15 protein-coding genes are annotated in these 18,088 nt (G+C 59.0%); 12 read left to right on the forward strand and 3 right to left on the reverse strand.

Annotated elements, in window-relative coordinates; all coding sequences use genetic code 11:
* Positions 1–36: 36 nt before the first annotated feature.
* From ABVF61_RS18710 to ABVF61_RS18765, 12 genes are read left to right on the forward strand one after another with little or no spacing between them, the layout of a single operon-like run.
* Positions 37–495: a nuclear transport factor 2 family protein gene (locus ABVF61_RS18710; protein WP_353995047.1), complete on the forward strand. Its 459-nt coding sequence runs from the start codon at positions 37–39 to the stop codon at positions 493–495.
* Between the two features lie 17 nt (positions 496–512).
* On the forward strand, positions 513–956 hold the full coding sequence (locus tag ABVF61_RS18715) for an SRPBCC family protein (RefSeq protein ID WP_353995048.1): 444 nt from the start codon (positions 513–515) through the stop codon (positions 954–956).
* A 3-nt stretch (positions 957–959) separates the two neighbouring features.
* The gene (locus ABVF61_RS18720) at positions 960–1,763 is read left to right on the forward strand and encodes an FAD binding domain-containing protein (protein WP_353995049.1); all 804 of its coding nucleotides are present in this window, start codon (positions 960–962) and stop codon (positions 1,761–1,763) included.
* Positions 1,763–2,245, forward strand: a complete 483-nt coding sequence (locus tag ABVF61_RS18725) for a (2Fe-2S)-binding protein (RefSeq protein WP_353995050.1) — start codon at positions 1,763–1,765, stop codon at positions 2,243–2,245. The genes ABVF61_RS18720 and ABVF61_RS18725 overlap by 1 nt, the downstream gene beginning before the upstream one ends.
* Positions 2,245–4,104, forward strand: coding sequence for a xanthine dehydrogenase family protein molybdopterin-binding subunit (locus ABVF61_RS18730; protein WP_353995051.1), 1,860 nt, complete (start codon positions 2,245–2,247; stop codon positions 4,102–4,104). Before ABVF61_RS18725 ends, ABVF61_RS18730 begins: the two co-directional genes overlap by 1 nt.
* A gap of 2 nt (positions 4,105–4,106) precedes the next feature.
* Positions 4,107–5,129 (forward strand): xanthine dehydrogenase family protein molybdopterin-binding subunit, encoded by a 1,023-nt coding sequence (locus tag ABVF61_RS18735; protein WP_353995052.1) that lies wholly within the window; start codon positions 4,107–4,109, stop codon positions 5,127–5,129.
* Between the two features lie 3 nt (positions 5,130–5,132).
* A complete protein-coding gene (locus tag ABVF61_RS18740; RefSeq protein ID WP_353995053.1) occupies positions 5,133–6,014 on the forward strand; it encodes an AAA family ATPase in 882 nt (293 codons plus the stop codon).
* A complete protein-coding gene (locus ABVF61_RS18745) occupies positions 6,011–7,114 on the forward strand; it encodes a vWA domain-containing protein (protein WP_353995054.1) in 1,104 nt (367 codons plus the stop codon). The genes ABVF61_RS18740 and ABVF61_RS18745 overlap by 4 nt, the downstream gene beginning before the upstream one ends.
* Complete coding sequence (locus ABVF61_RS18750) at positions 7,111–7,986, forward strand: amidohydrolase family protein (protein ID WP_353995055.1); 876 nt, start codon at positions 7,111–7,113, stop codon at positions 7,984–7,986. The genes ABVF61_RS18745 and ABVF61_RS18750 overlap by 4 nt, the downstream gene beginning before the upstream one ends.
* Positions 7,987–8,017: 31 nt before the next feature.
* Positions 8,018–8,866: an N-acyl homoserine lactonase family protein gene (locus tag ABVF61_RS18755; protein WP_353995056.1), complete on the forward strand. Its 849-nt coding sequence runs from the start codon at positions 8,018–8,020 to the stop codon at positions 8,864–8,866.
* A 57-nt stretch (positions 8,867–8,923) separates the two neighbouring features.
* Positions 8,924–10,531, forward strand: coding sequence for an isochorismatase family protein (locus ABVF61_RS18760; protein WP_502949978.1), 1,608 nt, complete (start codon positions 8,924–8,926; stop codon positions 10,529–10,531).
* 13 nt (positions 10,532–10,544) lie between these two features.
* A complete protein-coding gene (locus tag ABVF61_RS18765; RefSeq protein WP_353995057.1) occupies positions 10,545–11,267 on the forward strand; it encodes an SDR family NAD(P)-dependent oxidoreductase in 723 nt (240 codons plus the stop codon).
* Between the two features lie 150 nt (positions 11,268–11,417).
* Here the strand turns inward: ABVF61_RS18765 and ABVF61_RS18770 are convergent, their stop codons facing one another.
* The 3 genes from ABVF61_RS18770 to ABVF61_RS18780 form a co-directional block, all read right to left on the reverse strand.
* Positions 11,418–15,395, reverse strand: coding sequence for a G8 domain-containing protein (locus ABVF61_RS18770; RefSeq protein WP_353995058.1), 3,978 nt, complete (start codon positions 15,393–15,395; stop codon positions 11,418–11,420).
* A gap of 345 nt (positions 15,396–15,740) precedes the next feature.
* Positions 15,741–16,355: a glutathione S-transferase family protein gene (locus ABVF61_RS18775; RefSeq protein ID WP_353995059.1), complete on the reverse strand. Its 615-nt coding sequence runs from the start codon at positions 16,353–16,355 to the stop codon at positions 15,741–15,743.
* 198 nt (positions 16,356–16,553) lie between these two features.
* Positions 16,554–17,930, reverse strand: coding sequence for a peptidoglycan-binding domain-containing protein (locus ABVF61_RS18780; protein ID WP_353995060.1), 1,377 nt, complete (start codon positions 17,928–17,930; stop codon positions 16,554–16,556).
* Positions 17,931–18,088 lie beyond the last annotated feature (158 nt).

Below are 18,088 nucleotides of genomic sequence, written 5' to 3' on the forward strand. Positions count from 1 at the left end.
ACGCAAGGTTTCGTTGTCAAAAGAGGAGGAAGGACAATGACATACCGGACTATCTTGGGCGCACTGGGGTTCGCCCTTTGCACAACCGCGGCTTCGGCACAGGATCTGCCACCGCTCGTGATGCAGCCTAACGCCGAGCGTGTGACCTTCGAACATATCGACGCGCTCAATGCCTGCGACTGGAACCGGCTGATGGCCCAGTATCCCGAAGAAGTGCTCTTCATCCTGCCGAACGGTGTATGGATCGAAGGCCGCAGGAACATCGGCGACGTCTTTGCGGGTTTCTGTAAACCGCGTGAAGAAGGCGGCTTCAAGGGCGCGACTTTCATTGCAGAAAAAGTGAAGACAATCGGCGACACGGTGAACGTGTCCTGGCGCGTGGAAGCAGATTTTCTTGCTGAGCCCTACAAGGGCGCGGATGCATATGTGACGCGCGACGGACTGATGTACGCACAGGTCACCACGTTCGATCCCAACGACATGAAGTTCAAGTAGGCGAAGGCGGCAAGGTCGTGGTCAAGGTTGTCCGCAGTACAGTTTTGAAGGCACCGGTTGACGCCGTGTGGGAGATCCTGCGCGACTTCAACGGCCACGACCGCTGGCACCCCGCTGTCACAACAAGCCAGATGGAACGGGGTGAGAGCTCGGACAGGGTCGGCGCGGTCCGCCGGTTCCGGCTGCAGGATGGCTCGGAACTGCGCGAGCAACTGCTGACACTCTCCGATCTGGAACAGGCTTTTTCCTATTGCCTGCTCGATACGCCGGTTCCGCTCTTCAATTACGTCGCACATGTCCGGCTCTTCCCGGTAACCGACGGGGACTGGACCGTGTGGGAATGGGAGAGCCGGTTCGATACGCCCGCCGGGCGGGACAAGGAACTGGCCTCGCTGGTTGGCGATGACATCTACGTCGCCGGTTTCAAGGCAATTGCAGAACATATGGGTGTGGAGGCGTAGCGAATGGTTACGGTAACGACAGTCGATACGCTTCAGGAGGCCGCAGCAGGCGTCGGGCGCGAAGCTGTCTATCTCGGGGGAGGAACCCTCGTGATGCGCGGCGTGAACTATGGTGACCAGCAGATTTCTGAAATCGTGCGCCTGCGCAGCCAGGATAGCCTGCGGAGTATCCGGTCCAAAGGTGACCGTATCGTCCTGGGTGCGGCTGCGACGATGGGTGACGTTCTTAGATCCTCGGATTGTGCTGCGCTTCATACCGTTGCCCGTCAGGTGGGCGGTCCCGCGGTCCGCAACATGGCGACCGTCGGCGGTAATATCTTCGCGCCTCACCCCTATGGCGACTTTGCTGTTGCTTTGCTTGCGCTTGATGCGCGGCTGCGCATGTCGGATGGCAGTGATCTTGATCTGGAGACCCTGCTCGCCGCGCGCGGCAGTGAAAGGCGCCTGGTCGAATCGGTCTCCATCGCAAGGCCGGCTGGGGACGACTTCCGCTTCCGGAAAGTCAGCCGGGTCAAGCCGAAGGGCGTGTCTCTGATGAGCCTGGCGGCATGGCTTCCGCGCCGCGCCGGGCGGATCGCCGGGGCACGCGTTGCCTACGGCGCAATGGCGCCGACACCCGTCAGGATCAAGGCCGTTGAAGCTGCTCTCGAAGGGGTGAGACTCGATGCGAACAGCATCAGCGGCGCAATAGCAGCTGCAGCGCAGGGGCTCAATCCACCGGATGATCCACTTGCGTCCGGCTGGTACCGGACTCAGGTCGCGCCGGTTCATCTGAAACGCCTGCTTTTGGGTGAGGGAGGCAGATAATGACGAAACGTCCGGTCCAGTTTCAGCTGAATGGGTCTCCCGTTGCGGTGTTCACCGACGAAGGCCAGAACCTCCTTGATCTGCTGCGCCGAGGCGTGGGGGATCTGTCACCCAAATATGGCTGCGGTCAGGGAACCTGCGGCAGCTGCACCGTTCTTATCGACGGAGAGCCGCGCCTGAGCTGCCTGACGCTGGCTGAAACCGTGGAAGGCCAAAGTGTCGAGACCACGAACGGTCTCGCGAACGGCCCCGATCTTCATGCGCTTCAGGAAGCGTTTATGGAAAATTTCGCCGCCCAGTGCGGGTACTGCACGCCAGGCATGCTGATGGCGGCCAAGGCACTGCTGGACCGAACGCCCAGGCCGAGCCGGGAGGAAGTTGTCGAGGCAATCTCAGGCAACATCTGCAGGTGCACAGGCTATGAGCCGATCATCGACGCCATCATGGCAGCCAGCGGTCAGCCCGTCAGGAGGGCCAGCTGATGTCTTCGGTTGAATTCAGAAAAGATCTCTTTGCCGATGAGCGGGACGACAACCTGCAGGAAATCGGTAAACCGACGCGCCGCCAGGATATTCTGGGACACGTCACGGGCCGCTCGCCCTACTATGACGATCACCTCTTCGACGGTTTGCTGCATATGCGGTGTGTGCGTTCGCCGCATCACCATGCCCGCATCCGGTCCATTGACACCTCTCAGGCCGAACGCATGCCCGGTGTCGTTCGTGTCGTGACGGCACGCGATGTTCCGAACAACCTGAACACGCTGCTGTCGCTGATCAATTTCGGCAAGGATGAGGAAAAACTCATCCAGGACACCAAGGTTGCCTATGTCGGCGAACCAGTCGCCGCGGTGATCGCCGAGACGGAAGGTCAGGCACGGACTGCCTGTGCGGCCATAAGGGTCGACTACGAGGTCCTGCCGCATGTGCTCGATCCGGAAGAGGCGCTGGTACCGGACGCGCCTGTCGTCAATGAGGTCTATCCCAACAACACCTTCGACTATCACGATCGCTACGATCACCAGAAACTGCGCTTCGGGGATATCGAAAAAGGGTTCTCCGAAGCAGATCACATTGTTGAGGGCGAATACCAGATGTCGCCCATCGAACAGGCTCCGATTGAGACCTGCGGTGCAATTGCAGCACCGGAAACCAACGACCGCTTCGTTTGCTACACCTCGACCCAGGCGCTTTTCTTCTCCCTCGGCACCACGGCGAAGCTCCTGAATATGGCATCGTCGAGACTGCATTTCGTCGGCGGTACGGTGGGCGGCGGCTTCGGCGGCAAGGTCGACAGCATCGTGGAACCGCTCTCGGTTCTGGGAGCCGTCCTGACCGGGCGGCCCGTCAAGTTCATGTGGGACCGCGCGGAGGAAATGCAGGTGGGCGCACCGCGCGGTGCGGAGCGCTGGCGGATCAAGGACGGCATTGCCAGTGATGGAAGGATCCTGGCGCGCGCCTTTACCGGTTTCTTCGATGCCGGCGCTTATACGCGGCTGTCCTCATACGCCATCATCAAGTGTACCGGCCATATCCCGGGTCCCTATTCGATCCCGAATGTCGCCTCAAATGTCTTTTGCGTCTTCACCAACCGGACGCCGGCAACGGCCATGCGCGGCTTCGGCATTACCGGCGTCGACTTCGCCATTGAGTGCCATATGGACAAGGTTGCCGAGGCTGTCGGCATGAACCCGATAGAACTCAGGATCCTGAATGCCTATCGCGATGGGGACATGAAACCGCATCGCAGGCTCGCCAAGAACGCGGCCCTTATTGAATGCTGTCAGGTTGCCAGCCAGAAAGCCGGGTGGCCGATCAGCGCCGATGCCGCGCGCCAGTCCAGCCTTTCTGGCGGTGGCGGCGACAGGGCAAATATTCCGGAGAGCCTCACGGACAGCGTTGGCCGGATCGGAGAGCGCCGGACAAGTTCGATCCCGACCGAGCCGGGGCAGGGGGCGCCGTCAAAGGGCCGCGTTGCTGCCGGGACGCAGGGCGTGCCGATTGTTGCCGCTGCGCCGCAGGACGAGGATATGGTTGGAGATCCGGTGCGCATGGGGTTCCGTCATGCCCCGGCGGCATCGCCGCAAAAACCCAGCCAACCGGCGAGACCGCCAGTGCCACCGGCCACGCCGGCTCCGCAGAGCAGTCCGTCGGTGCCCGTGTGGTCACAGCCTCCTGTTCCACCACCGCCTGCATCACCACCAGCCGCGCCACAGGCTCCTGCCGCGCAAGCTCCTCAGGCGCCAGCTGAAGCTGCGCCTTACAAGCCCGAGCAGCCGTTTTCCAGAGGTGTCAAACGACCCGGTGTCTCGCGGTTTCTGTCCGGTTCGAGGAGGCGCTGATCATGGCCATTCACAAGGGGCGCGGATTTGCCTGCATCAACTATCCGATCGGCATGAATCTCGGCGGCGACCCAAGCCAGGCGCTGGTTCATTCGACACCGGACGGCAAGTTCATGGTGTCCCTGTCCTCCATCGATCTGGGGCAGGGCATGAAATCGGTCACGCGTCAGATCGCTGCGGAAACGCTCGGTGTTCCGGTCTCGGATGTCTATGTCGACACGGCGGACAGCGACACCGGACCACACTGCATGGGCTCGTTCGCCTCGCGCGGGACGCACAGGGTTGGCAATGCGGTCATCCGCGCGGCAACAGAGGCCCGAAAGGCTCTGTTGGAGGCGGCGGCAGAAGAGCTGGAAGTCAATGCGAGCGATCTTGAAACGGACGGGCAGGGCAACATCCAGGTTAAAGGAGCGCCGGGGCGGACCATCACCGTTGCCGACACGGCCATTGCAGCCCAGTTCAAGCAGGGCCGGACGCTCTCCGGGCGCGGGATCTTTCTGATCCCGCCCTCAGACGTTGATCCCGATACCGGCGAGATGACGCCGGTTTCCTGCTTCGCGCACGCCGCCCTTGTCGTCGATCTGGAGGTGGACGATGAGACGGGCGAAGTCTCCGTCACCGAAATCAATTCGGCTTATGAAGTCGGGAGGGCGCTGAACCCGCGCCTGGTTGAGCAGCAGCTGATCGGCGGGGCCTGGATGGGTGTTTCGCACGCGCTTTACGAGACCACCGAGCCCTACTATCCGGACAGAAGCCACGGTCCGGAGGACTTCAATTCCTATTTGATGCCGGGCCCAGGCGAGGTCGTGAACCACAACATTGCCGTGCTTGAACGGCCGGCGGAGGACGCACCCTTCGGCGGCAAGGGGCCGGGTGAGATGTGTGCCAATCCCGTTCTGCCAGCAATCGCCAACGCGGTCTACAATGCGGTCGGCGTGCGCTGCGACACGCTTCCCATTACGCCGGAAAAGGTTCTGCGCGGCATTCTTGCCAATGGCGGCGCGCGGCCGCAGGGGAGCCGCTAACCCATGCCCGTCAAGCCGTCCATCGTTGGAATAGACAGCCCGGACAGGCTGCGCGATGCGCTCAACGCCGCGCAGTATATTGCCGGTGACGATCTGTCGACGGCGGCGTATCTGGCTCTTGCGCTTGGCAAACCCCTGCTTCTCGAAGGCGCGCCCGGCGTCGGCAAGACGGAGGCAGCGAAAGCAATCTCGTCTGTGCTCGGGCGGCGCGTCGTGCGCCTGCAGTGCTTTGAAGGCATCGATGCTGCCTCAGCCCTTTATGAGTGGAACTACACCCGCCAGATGTTGGCAATCCGCCAGGCCGGGGATGACTACGTCAATATCTACGAGGACCAGTTCCTCCTCCAGCGCCCCATGCTGGAGGCGTTGCGGTCTCCCGATGACTGCGTGCTTCTGATCGATGAGATCGACCGCTCGGACCAGGAATTCGAGGCTTTCCTGCTGGAGTTTCTATCCGATTTTGCCATCTCCATCCCGGAAACCGGTACCGTGCGGGCCGCCCGCCCGCCCGTTGTCGTCCTGACATCCAACAGGACGCGCGACCTTCATGAAGCCTTGCGCCGCCGCTGTGTCTATCACTGGATCGACTACCCGGACATTCATCTGGAGGCCAGGATCGTCATGGCACGGGCGAGTTCGGTTGCAGAGGCAACAGCACATGCCGTGGCCAGTGCGGTCGCGAAACTGAGGACCGAACCGCTCGCCAAACCGCCGGGTGTTGCCGAGGCGGTAGAATGGGCGGAAGCAGCGACATTGCTGCATGGTCAGGGAGCCACCTGGCCGGAAGCCTTCAGAAGGGCGATCGGTGTTGCGCTCAAGGATCACGACGATCTGACCTTCCTCGAAGGACGGATCGACAGTTTCATGCCGCAGGAGGCCGCATGACCCTTCCGCGCGCCAGCAGACCCTTCGTCGAATTTCCCGCGATCCTTCGAGCACATGGATTTGCCGTGTCGACGGATCAGACCATAGCCTTTCTGGAGGCGATCGGCCTTCTGGGACCGCGCGATGTGATTGATATACGGCGCGCCGCCCTGGCAACTCTGGCCATTCCGAGGGAGCGGCATGCCGAATTCGATGCCTTGTTTCAGGCGTACTTCCTAGGGCAAAGCCTTGCGGCACCGATCGAGGACGAAGACGGAGACGACGGTGTCGAAGCCTATGAGCCGTCTTCAGACAGGATCGACATCGATCAGGAAGAGGGTGACGAAGAACCCGGTGAGCTCGCAACCTCTGCGGAGCTGCTTGGGCGCCGCCAGTTTGCAGCGGCAGATGACGCGGATGCCCTGAGGCTGCTGGCGCGGCATGCGCCGAAGGTTCTGCCGCGCCGTCAATCTTACCGGCGGTCGTTCGACAATCGGGGCAGTCGAATCGACCTGCGCCGGGCATTGCGCCAGGCCCTCAGACGCGATGGCGAAGTGTTCGATCTGCCGCGGACACAACGAAAAACCAAACAGCGCCGAATTCTGCTGCTGATCGACGTCTCCGGGTCGATGAAGGAGCAGAGCGAAGCCTCGCTTCGATTTGCTCACACGCTGGTTCAGTCCGCCGACAGCGTCGAAGTGTTCAGTCTCGGAACCCGACTGACGCGCATCACCGTTCCGATGAAAATCAGGAACACCGAACAGGCGCTCGATGCGGTAGGAGCGTCGGTTGCCGACTTTGACGGGGGGACGCGCATTGGCGAGGCGCTGGCAGCTTTCCTCGCTGTGCCGCGCTTTTCTGCCTATGCGCGCGGTGCGGCAACGCTTTTTCTCTCCGACGGACTGGAACGTGGCTCGCCGGAAGCATTGATTGACGCGGTCAGGAAGCTGTCGCGCGTCTCCTGGCGTCTCGACTGGCTGTCCCCGCTCGCTGCCGATCCTCTTTATGAGCCGCGCACAGAAGCGCTTTCCGCCTGTTTGCCCTATCTCGACACGCTTGTTCCCGGCGACCGGGTCGAGGCCCTGTGTAACCACGTCCTGAACCTTGCGAGGCCGGCATGATCGACGCCCATCATCACATCTGGCTGCAAAAGGATCTGCCCTGGCTCCTGGGACCTGAACAACCGCGCATCTTCGGCCCCTATGCGGCGATCAAGCGCGATTATCTTATTGAAGAATTCCTGAAGGACCTTGAGGGCACCGGCATCGAAAAATCGGTCTACGTCCAGGCAAACTGGGCGCCGAACTGGTTCGAGGACGAGGTTGCCTGGGTTCAGTCAGTGGCGGATGAGAGCGGCTGGCCGCACGGCATCGTCGGCTTTGCCGATTTCACGGTGGAAGACGTCCGGCCGCAGCTCGACCGGCTGCAGAAATATCCCCTGATGCGCGGCATCCGGCAGCAGCTGCACTGGCATGAAAACCCGCTTTACCGCTTCGCGCCGCACCCGGGTCTGCCGGCGGACCCGACCGTCCGGCAGAACATTGCCCGTCTGGCAGAATACGGCTGGTCGTTCGACCTGCAGGTGTTCGCGTCGCAAATGGAAGATGCCGCCGGACTGGCCGAAAGCTGCCCGGACGTTCAATTCGTCCTGATGCATGCGGGCATGCTGGAAGACACCAGCCCGGAAGGCGTCAAGATCTGGCGCAAGGGCATGAAACGTCTGGCCGAATGTCCGAATGTCGCAACCAAGCTGTCGGCCTTCGGAACGTTCATCCATCGCAACGACCCGGATTTCATTGCGTTCATGATCAAGCAGAGCCTGCAGCTCTTCGGCGCTGAACGCTGCATGTTTGGCTCGAATTTTCCGATCGAAAAACTCTGGACCAGTTACGCGGACCTCTTCGCTGCCTTCCAGGAAGGGGCGAAGGGCCTGCCGAAGAGCAAAAGACAAGCGATTTTTCACGACACGGCTGCACGGATCTACCGGTTGTAGCCGCCTGCCTTTCATCTATGGGAGAAATAAAATGGCCCTTACCATCCACGTTCTGGATTACGGAGATATCGAGCTCGAGACATCGTTTCTCGTGCTCGGCCACGAATGCGGCCGGATCCGCAGGGTGCCGGTTTACGGTTTCCTGATCCTCGGTGGCACTTATCCGGTTCTGGTCGACACGGGCTATCGCGACAATGCGATCATGGAAAGCCTCGGCATGCGGGGGCTGCAATTTCATGACAACATGATCGAAAACCAGCTTGCCAAACACGGCCTGAAACTGGGCGATATCCGCTACATCCTGCACACGCATCTTCACATTGATCATGCCGGCAAGGACGACAAGTTCCCGATGAACACGACGGTCGTCCTGAACCGCAAGGAGATGGAGTTCTCGGTATCCGGCATCATGTATCCGCAATACCCGAAACCGGACATCATGCATCTGGTCGAGCGGATCTACGAGCCGGAAGCCATGCGCTTCCTGGATCTCGAAATTACCGGAGCGGAGGAAATCATTCCGGGCGTCTGGTGCGAGGCCGCAGGCGCCCACACAGAAGGCTCAATGAATGTCATTGTCGAAACGGCGGAAGGGCTTGCCTGTATCTGCGGCGACGTCATCTACGATTTCAACGACCAGATCGTCAATCACGTCTATACCAACAACTGGATGGAACCTCGCGTGACGGGCAATCATGCCGGCTCCAAGCGTGAGGAGAAGGGCGCGATCAAGAAACTGCTCAACAACTACACCTTCCTGCTGCCGGTCCATGACCGGCCCGCGAAAATCCAGAACCAGCAGGTTGTCGGGCGGCTGTCCATGACTGTTCCGGGTCCGATGACAGAAACCGTTCCGGAACGGCAGTGGTTCCCGATGTAACGCGACTGATCTGGGCAAGCACCTGCTTCCCGCCAAAAGAAGAACAGGGAGGGACCTGTGGGCCATACTTTTGTTGACCAGAAGTTTCTGGAGCTGATGGACCAGCATGCCGCCGTGGAGCGGATCGGGACCGGATTTGTGTTTACCGAAGGCCCCATCTGGCATCCGGGCGAACAGTATCTCCTGTTCTCCGATATGCCCGGAGATGTCCGGCGCAAGTGGACCCGCCAGGCCGGTGTAAGCGAATATCTGCGCCCGTCCAACAAGGGCAATGGCATGACCTATGACGCGGAGCTCAATCTCCTCGTCTGCGAGCATGCAACAAGCTCGGTCGCCCGGTTCCGCCCGGATGGAACGCGCGAGTTGCTCGCATCCCATTTTGAAGGCCAGGAGCTCAATTCCCCGAACGACATCGTGATGCGCTCCGATGGTGCGATTTTCTTTACCGATCCGACCTATGGCCGCATGGAGCATTTCGGCGTCCCGCGTCCGCTGCAGTTGGGCTTTCAGGGCGTCTACATGCTCCCACCGGGTCACAAACCCGGTGATGAGGCTATCCTTGTCTCCGACCGCTACATGTTCACGCAGCCCAACGGTCTGTGCTTTTCACCCTGTGAGCGCTGGATGTGGGTCAACGACACGGAACAGGCCAATATCCGCATGTTCGACGTTGGCGAGGATGGCAGGCTCAGGAACGGACGCATCTTTGCGTCCGGCATCAAGGACGCGGTCAAGGCGGGCGTTCCGGACGGCATGAAGGCCGACGCAAACGGCAACGTCTGGGTCACCGCTCCCGGAGGGGTTTGGGTCTATTCATTCGAGGGCATGCTGATCGGGAAGGTCGAGGTTCCCGAAATGGTTGCCAATCTGCATTGGGGCGGCGAGGACTGGCAGACGCTGTTCATGTGCGCGTGCACGTCGGTCTATGCGGTCAAAACCAAGGTCCGGCCGCGCTCGGAACCATTCATGACGGCGAAACCGGTACCAGCGCAAGCCGCAGCGAGCCCTGCGGATAATGAATCGCTCATCGCCCCGTCCAAGGGGCTGGAGCTTGCGGCGTGCCCGCCGCTTGATCCGAAAAAGACCGCGCTTCTCATCCAGGATCTGCAGAACGATGTCATGATCGACGGCGGCGCGTTTGAAGGCACGGGATCTCCGCAGCATGCGCGCGAGCAGAATGTGGTCGCCAACGCCATTGCCCTTGCCGACACCGCACGGCGGCTCGGCATGCCGGTCATTCACATCTGGATGGTTTGCGAACCCGGCCATCCGCTCCTTTCCCAGTATGCGCCGCTCTTTCAGGGGCTGAAGGGCGAAAACGCACTGGTGCGTGGAACCTGGGGTGTTGCTCCCGTTCCCGGTCTGGAGCCCAAACCGGGAGATCTCGTGTGCGAAAAGATGTCCATGAGCGCCTGGGAAACCTCCCGCCTGGAAAGCTATCTGCGTCATGCCGGTATCGACACGATCATCAACACCGGATCGTGGACCAACATGAGTGTTGAGCACACCGCGCGAACAGCGGCTGACAAAGGCTTCCGGGTGGTTGTGCCGGAAGATGCCTGCTCTACAATGAATGCCGATTGGCACCGGGCTTCGATCAACTACGCCATGCAGAACGTGGCGAGCGTTACATCTGTGGCCTCGGTGATGTCCGTATTGCGGTAGGAGAAACAACTAAATGAGCAGGACGGCGATCGTAACCGGGGGAGCACAGGGGATCGGCTTTGCCTGCGCGCAGAAACTGAAGGCCGACGGGGCACAGTTGGTTCTTTGGGACATGGACGAAGAGGCCCTTGCAACGGCGGCGTCCGAACTCGGTGCGACAACGGTCAAGGTCGACCTGTCGGACTGGGACGCAGTTGAAAAGGCCTATGAGCAGACAAGATCGCAGGCAGGAAGCCCGTCCATCGTGGTGAATTCAGCCGGTATCGCAGGTCCGAATGCCCCGGTGGAAGACTATCCGGTCGCGGACTGGAACCGGATCATGGAGATCAACGCGAACGGTTCATTTTACCTCTTGAAAGCCGTGCTGCCCGGCATGAAAGCCGACAATTACGGCCGTGTGGTCCTGATTTCCTCGGTTGCCGGCAAAGAGGGCAATCCCAACGCATCCGCCTATAGCGCCTCCAAGGCGGCCGTGATGGCGCTCGCCAAAAGCGCCGGCAAGGAATGCGCCGGTTTTGATATTGCCATCAACGCAATCACGCCGGCTGCGGCCCGCACCCGCATCTTTGACCAGATGAGCGAAGAACACATCGACTACATGCTCTCCAAGATCCCGAGAAACCGGTTCCTGGAAGTGCACGAAGCCGCCAACATGGTCAGCTTCCTGTGCAGCCCGGAAAACAGTTTCACGACCGGAGCGGTCTTTGATCTCTCGGGTGGCCGGGCAACTTACTAGAGCAAATTTAGTGAAACTTGGATTATTTGCTGCTGGAAAGCAGTTCTTGCGGCAAGGCGCGTCATGACAGGAAATGCGGTGCACCGGCCAAGTGGCGCACCGGCCATGCGCCGCAGCGTGCTGCCGCGGCGCAATCTGCTGTTTCATCTATCAATACAGATCGATCACCTCAAAGTCGGTCGAAAACACCGCGACCTTTTCACCGACGTGATAAGTCTCGCTATCCAGCGACTGTTCTTCTTCGACCCGAAGAGAAACCGTACCGTCATCTTCAAGCAACTTGCGTAGCGCGGCGGTGTTGTTCCCATTGAACGTCTGCATGTCTGCGAACAGAAATGCGTCTGCGTCCGCGTCCAGTTGTGTCCAGCCGTCTCCCACGCCGGTGACGCTGCTTGCCGTCAGCAAGTCGCTCTCGCCGCCTTCGACCGCGAACCAGTGCACCTCTTCTTCCGCGTGAATGCCATCGGCCTTTTCTTCTTCTTGCAGACGCACCTTGAAACCATTGCCGTCCACGTTGCTTAGGCGTGTTGTCACGGCAGCTGTGTCGTTGGCGCTCGCAACCTGCGAAAAGACCAGCGCGTCGTCCATACCGGAAAAACAGACCTTTGTCGGTGTCTCGTCGGAGGCAGTCGTTTCACCGAAGGCGATCTTTCGACCATCTTCGAGTGTGTATTCACCTGCGCTTGCGGCAAGCCATGTGATCTGCTCGTTCATGTGCCAGCCGTCCAGATAGTCCCACTCGTCAATCTGGTACTCAAAGCCCTCGTCGGTGACGTTTCGAACACGCGTCATTGCGGCGTGGGGGCCGTTGGCCGTGAGCGGTGCCATCACGACAATCGCGTCTTCGATCTTTGTGTCGAAACTGACGCTGTGCCAGGTATCACCGTCGGGCTGCATGATCTTTTCAGATCCGAACTGGATCGTACCGACAGGTTGGTTCGCTTCGATGACATCCAGAAAGTCAACGCGTGCGAATTCATACTGGTCCTGCGCGCCTTCGATCGTGATCTGTGCACCTTTTTCCAGATGAACGCCTTCCAGGTGCAACTCCCTGAAACTGTTGGGACCCGGAAGAACATCGCCCGTATTGTCGTCCAGTTGAAAGACGACCGGCTCATTTCCAGAGATGGTAACGGTAAGCTGTCCCACGCCATCGCTCTCGTCATAGACGCCGAGCACGATGTCATAGGTGCCTTTCGCACCTTCAAAAACAGCAGAGAGCTCACCCGCAGCATCGCTTAACGCTCCACCCGGGTCGTTCGGGTTTCTGAGGCTGGCGACCGCGTTGCCGGAAGCACCTTGCACTGCCTCCACGGTATAATCTCCTGACAGTCCAAGGGTTTCAGCCTCTGTTCTGCCAAGACCGATGCCGACGGGCTCCGGTTGGGGCTCAGGCTCTGGTTCGGGCTCAGGATCTGGCTCCGGCTCCGGCTCTGGCTCCGGCTCTGGCTCCGGCTCGGGCTCCGGCTCTGGCTCTGGTTCGGGCTCCGGCTCCGGCTCCGGCTCAGGATCTGGCACGGGCTCAGGCTCTGGATCCGGCAAGGGTTCAGGGTCAGGTTCAGGCAGCGCGGATCCGACAGAAACCCTGACTTCCGCAGGCGTGAAGTTGCCGTTTTCATCACGGGCCCAGTAGAGAAAGCTATCGTCGCCTGTAAAGCCGAAGTCCGGGGTGTAGACAACTTGTCCTGAGGCGTTCAGAGCAACTTTGCCGTGGTCCGGCTGCATAAATCCGTCCACGACGAGCGTGTCGCCTTCCGGGTCACTGTCATTTGCGAGCACGTCAATCACAACCGCTTCGCCGGCAAGTGTTTCAGCAACATCATCCATCGTCTGTGCTGCCTGGCCATCAAGCTCAATCAGCCCGTGATTGGTGGTGTTTGCCAAAACGTAGCTGGGATAAAGCAGTTCCACGACATGCGTGAACTTGATCAATTCGCCAGTTGCCCGGTCAGCGATGAAGTCCTCCACGAGCATGACGTTCCGGCCGTCACCGGTCTCGTAGTACCCGTTTTTGGCAACCAGTTCGCGCACCTCCCAGAAAGGGAGGGGACCGCCGTCATTGTCGAAGTAGCGTTCGCGGGAACCGATGCTGTCGGTCTTGATACCGTTCAGGTCAAGGCCGTCCTGATATCCGACAACGTGGTACAGAGCGCCGTCAAATGATAGGCGGTCCGCAACAAGCTCGTCGGAAGACATGAAAAAGTGCTTCGCCGGATCGTAGCCGAAGACGTCCTGGCCATTGTTGATGAAAACGGGATCTATCAGGATGTTATCAAAGTCTTCGGCAGGAAACGTCGTCACGTTTCTGGAGAAATCGAAGCCGTTTTCAAAACCCTCGATTTCCAGGCCGTTGAAGACCATGTCCCGCGCATTGGTCCCAAGCCTGACGCCGTATTCTGCCGATCCAAGACCGTTGGTGCTGTCCGTGCCGACAAGACGGAAATCATTCAGGGTGTAGTGCCCGGTATAGGAAAGGTTTGCGCCCTGAGAAACCTCCCAGGCCGTAAATCCATCCAGCACCGAACGAACATCGTGTCCCTGTTCCGGATTAGCCTTCAGCACATGGATGCCGGTGTGGGTTCCAAAGGCTTCATTGTCACGGAACCCCTGGATGGGCGGCTTGTTGTAGGCCAGTTGGTCATCACCGAAGGCGATCTCCGGCTGGTCGAGATTTTCGGCAAGCGGTTCGCCGGACATCCCGCGATGCATCCACACGAAGCCGTTCGTCGTGTTTGCGGCAACACTGTCACTGACTTCCACCAGGCGGCTGGCAAGAAAGAAGCCGTCGCCCGTGCGGCCAAGGTCGGCGGCAAAGACATCCTGCTGGTCCTTGATCGTCCAGTTTCCGTACCCGATACCTTCCGACTTGATCGCAAGGTTCCGGCTCCAGGTTCCCGTCTCGTCGCCGGCTTCCGCAACAAAGGCCGCACCAAATACGTCATACGCAACGTTGTCGTAGAAGTTGGCATGGCTGGAATGGTGCACGAGACCCCAGCCGGGAGACCCCGAAACGACCGTGCCGATCGCAAGTGCCGGACTGTCCTGGTCTTCAGTGCCCGCCACATGGAAATGCGCCGAATATCTCCCTTTTACATTCGTATCCGGCTGAATGTCGTCAACACTGGAGGCATCAACAGCGCGTTCCGACTTGTCCGTGCGTCCCAGATCTTCAAAGGCGACATACCGGACGTCGACTTCGTTGTTATGCATGAACATGACATGTCCACGCTCATGTATGGCAGCGCCGTCTTCACTCGAGAAGGTAACGTTTCTCGTCATGTTGGAGACGTAGGCGGAAAGATCCCCGGACGGCGCATCGTGGTCAAAGTTGAGCGGCGGTTCGAACGTGATGACGTTGCCACTGATATCGGCAATGACGATCTCTTCGTCCTGCGTCCCTGTCCAGGTGGGACCACTGCCGTAATTCTGCCAGCCTTCCTTGTGTGTTCCGGTCAGAACCAGCTTGTCACCGACGGTCCAACCGTCCGGAACAGATTCCAAATGGAGTGTGGTATCGCCGGCCATGGGGGCAGCTTCGACGGTAAGATATGCCGTTTTTTCCGCTCCATGGATGTCGACTTCGCCTGTTGCGATCAGACCGCGGGACAGCAGGCTCTGGTCCCAGGAGACGTCTATGTCGCCATTGTTGGCAAAGACGATATCGGCACTGACATTGGCATCGATCGGATTGTGCTCGGACCCGATCTCGAGATGTCCGGAATGTGCAACAACAAGTGTGTCGACAACCATGCGCGTGTCGGAGTTCGTCGCGAAGGACAGGTCACCGTCGACGCGAACCGTAAAGAGCGAGGTGTCGCTCTCAGCGTCGTAGCGTACTGCAATGCCTTCCGGCACCAGAACCCTTGCACCTTCATCCGGGACGCGTCCCTCGAACCAGGTGGCAGGATCTGACCAATCGCCGTCGCGAACCGCAACATGCGTGGCATCACCGCGTGGCACCAGGTCCATTAGCTGCCCGTGTTCGGACATCTGGTCCATGTCATGGCCATGTGGGTGGACTTCAGGCAGCGCCATTATCTGCGCGACGTACGCCTCGATTTCAGCGTCGGTGGCGTTCGCGCCAGGTGGTGCGACAGGGGCTTGGGATCCGATGTGATCGTGATGCATAGCTCAAACTCCAGGTGTTAGCGGCATGAGACGGCGTCGACCTGAAAACCGTATCAAAGCGGGCAAGCAGGGATACGGGCATTGGCGCACAATCAAATTGCGCGTTCGCATGAGATTGAATTATCGGGTTTTACGGTTTGTTTACGTCCGTTGGAACCGAGGCGGATAGTGGCGGGTTTGCTGAATTTTTTCGGATCGCGCTTCCCGAAAACACCGCGTTGTCGATCTCGCCTGGCCATCGGAACTGCACACAGCAAACGATTTTTTGCTCAAAAAAAGATTTTTTTTCCCCCCGCTTGGGCACGGGAAATGTGTTCAAAAAAAGTGCGAAACCTCCCGGATCGGTCAATCATGCGTTTGCCCTGCGTAGGCGCTCGCCCTCATGGAAGACCTTTGTGAAAACACCTCCATCCACTTTTTGAGGTTTTCGTGTCCGGGCATGAACTGGTCGAGTTCGCGAAACGCCGCCCAGTCCAGGGCGCAGGCGAGCGCTATTGTGCCAACCGTCACCTCGTCTTCGCGCGGTACATCTTGTTCGAGATGGGCGTAACTTGCCGCGAGTTTGGCGATCAAGCCATCGCGCAGCGTTTCATAGCGAAGGTGCTCGGGTCTTCTTTCGATTTCCCATCGGATGGCGATACCTGTCTCGCACATGCCCGAGGCCAGGGCCTGTTGTCTCAGCGCGCGCATGCGCTTTGCCGGGGACACAGGAAGCAGGGGTGTCTTGTCTTCCTGAGAACAAAGATATTCGCAGATCACCGCGGAATCGTAGAGCGGTGTCTCGTCGTCCATAATCAGAACAGGTACTTTCCCAAGAGGGTTTAAGGAAGATACCGCCGGATTGGGATTTGTCGGGCTGGTTTCCTGATGTTCGATTGAGATGTCACTTCGCCCCAGTTCATGGATCAGAACGACAACCTTGCGCGCAAAGGGAGAATGCGTTTGTGAAAGGAGTTTCATGCCTCAGCCTTCCGATGCAGTGGCGAGAAGTGTTTCGGACGGTGTGGGCCGCGACCTGGAAGGTGCGAAAACCGGCAGGGTGCCTGATTGCTCCGCGACACGGGTGAGGGTGGTTTCAAAGCATCCGCGAGCAGGAGGCGATTGCCGTGTCTTTTGCACATGCCTTGATGTGTTCTTACTTCTGGCAACGACCTTCCATCAGATCTTGAGCGGTGGTGGCTTGTGCTTCGTCGGGTTCATGACTTCGATCTCAACCCGATAGATCTTTTTACCGCTACCGCCGCCAAGCATCAGTGCGTCGGAATAGTGATTGTGGCTGGCAGGCTGATGGATGTCATGATCGTGCGTATAGAGGGCTCCAATGAGCAAATGGCCCAGCTCATGTGCAAGTGTCCGTGCGACCGCGTCCACTTTCGTCAGCCGGCCAATGGATCTGTCATCCAGAAGGCACATGGGAACGGCATGCTGATGCGCATTCATGGCGCCTCTCACTCCAAAGGGTTTTTTCTGACCCTCCACAATCGTGTCCATCTCACGGACGATGAATATGTTGACCGTCTTTACTTCTTTGGCGCCATGCGGCTGGGGAAAGGACCTGTCAATCAGGAAGGGCGCAAGATACTTCCACTCATCATTTTCCGGGTCGAGACTGTCTCTGGTCACAACTCGGCCCAGATGCTTGCCGGTGTCTTTGTGAGACAAGTCTTTTTCGCCTTTGAGATCGATCTCAATATTGCACTGAGGTGTGAGAATTTCGCTGTTTGCGATTTTCAGGATTGTTCGCAACTCCGAAGAGGAAACGCGTGATTTCATTGCCGGGCCGTGCTGCACATGAAAAACAAAGATCGGAATAACGCGGCGCGGCTTGACCGAGACATAAATTCTCAGGTGCCTGTCGTTCTGAAGAATATCCAGCCTGCAACATTTGCATGGTGACAAGCCTTTCAGTTTCAGGCGATCTTCCTTGAACGTCGCACGCAGCAAGGGCTCCTTTGTGAAGGAGCTGACAATCCCGTTTTCATCAATGCCGTTGTTGAGGATTTGCACGGGCTGGCTCGGGTCGACGCCGAGTTGAACCTCGCGTTCAGCATCGAGAGGAACCATGATCCAGGCACCATCGCGTGCAGCTGTAGCAGAGAAATCATCCGGCCCGAGTATCTGTGCTGGCGGTGGAAAGCTGTCGAAGCCGCTCTTGTGATCGAGCGGTCCGATGACCGGTATCTTTGGGAGTTTGTCGAAATCGATGGATTTGGAAGGTTCGGGCCAATCAGGCTCCCACGTTCCCGGTCCGTCTGGGTCATTCTTCCATTTTTCCCGCGAAGCGATGTCGTTGAGCGCGGATATTGTTCGACCGACCGGGTCAACCCGGCGGTCCGGGTTTGCAAAACCAACGACTTTTTTCTGAAAATCGCCAATGAGATCTTTGGTATTGGGCCCATTGATCCCGTCTGGCACCAACTGTGGCCGATCGGGGTCGAGCAGCTCGTTCAAGCGCTCCTGCACTTTACGGACATCGGCAATGTTGTTGCGGGCCATCTCGCCCACAGATCGGTCAATCTGAATTCTTTGCAACATGAATGTATCTCGTCTGCGCAAACAAACCGTGAGGCAGGTGAAGCGAAGGCTGTGAACCGGCGTTCGCTCATGACATCAACGCGTTTGCACTTGTTCTCAGCATCTATTTCACCTCACCAGGGTGAGCACCTGAAAGGCTGAAGTTCCGGCTGGAACAT

Source organism: Roseibium sp. HPY-6, assembly GCF_040530035.1.
Taxonomy (GTDB): domain Bacteria; phylum Pseudomonadota; class Alphaproteobacteria; order Rhizobiales; family Stappiaceae; genus Roseibium.